This window comes from Streptomyces griseomycini, from assembly GCF_014203535.1.
GTDB classification, from domain to species: domain Bacteria; phylum Actinomycetota; class Actinomycetes; order Streptomycetales; family Streptomycetaceae; genus Streptomyces; species Streptomyces griseomycini.
This window is the reverse complement of record NZ_JACHJI010000058.1, coordinates 1-2,530: the sequence shown is the minus strand read 5'-3', so window position 1 is coordinate 2,530 and position 2,530 is coordinate 1. Positions and strand designations below refer to the sequence as shown.

The following is a 2,530-nucleotide window of genomic DNA, read 5'->3' as shown; positions in this document are numbered from 1 at the left end:
TCACCGAACGGTTCACGGCCGACGGCGCCCCGGCCGGTGTCGGGGGCGGCATCACCTACGCCGCCGACCTGTTCGACCGCACCACCGCCGAGGCCATCGCCGACCGCCTCACCCGGCTCCTCGACGCCGCCGCCGGCGACCCGGACCGGCGGCTCGGTGCCCTCGGCATCCTGGACCCGCACGAGCGCAGCCGCCTGCTCGCCGTCGGCGACGGCGCCCGCCAGGAACTCCCGCGCGCGAACGTCGCGGACCTCTTCGAGGCCCGGGCCCGCAGCACCCCGGGGGCGACGGCCGTCGTCGACGCGGACGGAACCGAGCTGTCGTACGCCGAACTCGACGCCCGCGCCGACCGCCTCGCCGGGCGCCTGGCCGCGGCGGGCGTGGGACCCGAGCACCCGGTGGCGGTCCTGATGGAGCGCTCGGCGCGACTGATCGTCGCGCTGCTCGCGGTGGTCAAGGCGGGGGGCGCCTACGTACCGCTGGACGGCCGGTGGCCGGGCTCGCGGATCGACTTCGTCCTCCGGGACACGGGAGCGACGGTCCTCCTCACGGACGGCACCTCGGACCTCGGGCCGGACGTCGGCGACCGTCCGGTCCGCGTCCACATCGGCGAGGACCAGCAGGGGGCGGGCGGGACCGGGCCGGCCTTCCCGGGGAACACGCCGGGCTGGCGCGGTGCCGGCCCCGACGCCCTGATGTACGTGATGTACACATCCGGCTCGACCGGGCGGCCCAAGGGGGTCGCCGTCACCCACCGGGGTGTCCTGGGCCTGGCCGCGGACCGGCGGTTCGGCGCCGAAGCGCACCGGCGTGTGCTGTTCCACTCGGCGCACGTCTTCGACGCGTCGACGTACGAGGTCTGGGTGCCCCTGCTCGGCGGCGGAACGGTGGTGGTGGCCGGACCGGGCGGGTTGAGCCCCGCGGGAGTCGAGCGGGCCACCGGCGGGCGGGGCGTCACCGCGCTGTTCCTCACGATCGGTCTCTTCCGGGTCCTCGCCGAGGAGGCGCCGGAGTGCTTCGCCGGACTCCAGGAGGTGTGGACCGGCGGCGAACCGGTGCCCTCCGCGGTCCTCGGACGGGTGCTGCGGGCCTGCCCGGCGACCACCGTGATCGACGTCTACGGCCCGACGGAGGCGACGGCCTTCGCCACGTGCGGCCCCGTCGCCGACACGGACCTCACCGCGGTGTCGCCGCCGATCGGAGGGCCCATGGACGGGACCAGGACGTACGTGCTCGACGCGGGCCTCGGCCTCGTCCCGCCGGGCGTGGTCGGAGAGCTGTACGTGGCGGGCACCGGTCTGGCGCGGGGGTACGCTCACCGCCCGGGCCTGACCGCCGAGCGCTTCGTGGCGGACCCGTACGCGGCGGAGTACGGAGCGCCCGGTGAGCGCATGTACCGCACCGGCGACCTGGCACGCTGGACACCCGACGGGCGGCTGGAGTACGTCGGGCGCGTCGACACCCAGGTGAAGGTGCGCGGCTTCCGCATCGAGCTCGTCGAGGTCGAGTCGGCGCTCCTGGCCCGTCCGGACATCGCGCAGGCGGCTGCCGTCGTCCGCGAGGACCGCCCCGGCGACCGGCGGCTCGTCGGATACGTGGTGCCGGGCGCGGGCGTGGCGCGGGAGGCCCTCGAGGACATGGACCCTGCGGCGCTGACCGGCGGGCACCTGCCCGAGTACATGGTGCCGTCGGCCGTGGTGGCCGTGGACGCCCTGCCGCTGACCGTGACCGGCAAGCTCGACCAGCGGGCCCTGCCCGCGCCGCGGGTGAGGCACGCGAGGACGGGCAGGGCGCCGCGGACACCGCGCGAGGAGGTGCTCTGCGGGATCTTCGCCGACGTCCTCGGCGTGCCGTCGGTGAGCGTCGACGACGACTTCTTCGCCCTGGGCGGTCATTCGTTGCTCGCGACCCGTCTGTTGAGCCGGGTGCGGTCCGCGCTCGGCGTCGAGCTGCGCCTCCACACCCTCTTCGACCACCCCACGGTCGCGGCGCTCGCCGGGCGGCTCCCGTCCGGCGGCACGGTGCGCTCGACGCTCGGCGTCCGGCCCCGGCCGCACCGGCTCCCGACGTCGTACGCCCAGCAACGGCTGTGGTTCCTCGGTCAGCTGGAAGGCCCGTCGGCGACGTACGACATCCCGATGGCGGTCCGGCTGACCGGTGCCGTGGACGTGGCCGCCCTCGCGGCGGCGCTGCGGGACGTGGTCGAGCGGCACGAGAGCCTGCGGACCGTGTTCCCGCCGGCCCCGGGGGGTGTGCCGCATCAGCGGGTGCTCGGCATGGCCGAGGTCGGTGAGCTGCTCACGGTGGTGCGGGTGGCCCCGGCGGAGCTGGACCGGGAGCTGGCCGCCCGCGCGGACCACCTCTTCGATCTCGGCTGCGAAGCGCCCCTGAGGGCCTGGCTCTTCGAGGTCGCCCCGGGTGAGAACGTGCTGCTGCTCGTGGTGCACCACATCGCGGCCGACGGCTGGTCGATGGGGCCGCTGGCCCGTGATCTGGGGCGGGCGTATGCGGCGCGTTGTGAGGGGCGGGG

General features: G+C 75.8%; 1 protein-coding gene. It reads left to right on the top strand.

Translation table 11 applies throughout. The features are described from left to right. Nucleotides 1–2,530: non-ribosomal peptide synthetase (locus FHS37_RS38650; RefSeq protein ID WP_184829998.1), on the top strand; the 2,530-nt coding region annotated here is incomplete at both ends.